Source organism: Lactococcus sp. DD01 (genome assembly GCF_001578715.1).
GTDB lineage: Bacteria > Bacillota > Bacilli > Lactobacillales > Streptococcaceae > Lactococcus > Lactococcus petauri.
Genome location: NZ_KQ968958.1, coordinates 1 through 541, shown reverse-complemented (window position 1 = coordinate 541; position 541 = coordinate 1). Strand labels below are relative to the sequence as shown.

At 46.2% G+C, this 541-nt stretch carries 5 tRNA genes; all 5 read left to right on the top strand.

Annotation, left to right across the window (positions count from 1 at the left end):
• The first annotated feature begins 1 nt into the window (after position 1).
• The 5 genes from LACDD01_RS11310 (at position 2) to LACDD01_RS11290 (ending at position 539) form a co-directional block, all read left to right on the top strand.
• Positions 2-74: transfer RNA gene (locus LACDD01_RS11310), tRNA-Asp, on the top strand.
• 38 nt (positions 75-112) lie between these two features.
• Positions 113-185 (top strand) — tRNA-Lys (locus tag LACDD01_RS11305).
• A 46-nt stretch (positions 186-231) separates the two neighbouring features.
• Positions 232-313 (top strand) — tRNA-Leu (locus tag LACDD01_RS11300).
• An 11-nt stretch (positions 314-324) separates the two neighbouring features.
• A tRNA-Thr gene (locus LACDD01_RS11295) sits at positions 325-397 on the top strand.
• Positions 398-467: 70 nt separating this feature from the next.
• Positions 468-539: transfer RNA gene (locus LACDD01_RS11290), tRNA-Gly, on the top strand.
• Positions 540-541: the final 2 nt, after the last annotated feature.

Genomic DNA, 541 nt, shown 5'->3' with positions numbered 1-541 from the left:
AGGTTCCGTAGTGTAGCGGTTATCACGTCGCCCTGTCACGGCGAAGATCGCGGGTTCGATTCCCGTCGGAACCGTTTCAAGTAGATAGACTTGAAAGGTAATAAAAGAAATAGACTCGTTAGCTCAGTTGGTAGAGCATTTGACTTTTAATCAAAGGGTCGCTGGTTCGAGCCCAGCACGGGTCATACTTTAACAATAGGTTGAGGTATAAAGCGTAAAAGAACTTGTCAAGCGGATGTGGTGAAATTGGCAGACACGCTAGATTTAGGTTCTAGTGCTTTAGGGCGTGGGGGTTCAAGTCCCTTCATCCGCATTTCTTTTATAGCCGACTTAGCTCAGTTGGTAGAGCATCTGATTTGTAATCAGAGGGTCGCGTGTTCGAATCATGTAGTCGGCATTCCTTTAACTGTTGGACCTAGTGTAGTGCAGCTAGAGGAATTTAGAAAGTTTTTCTTTCTTTAAGCGTTGCGAACGTAGTTCAGGGGTAGAACACAACCTTGCCATGGTTGGGGTCGCGAGTTCGAATCTCGTCGTTCGCTTT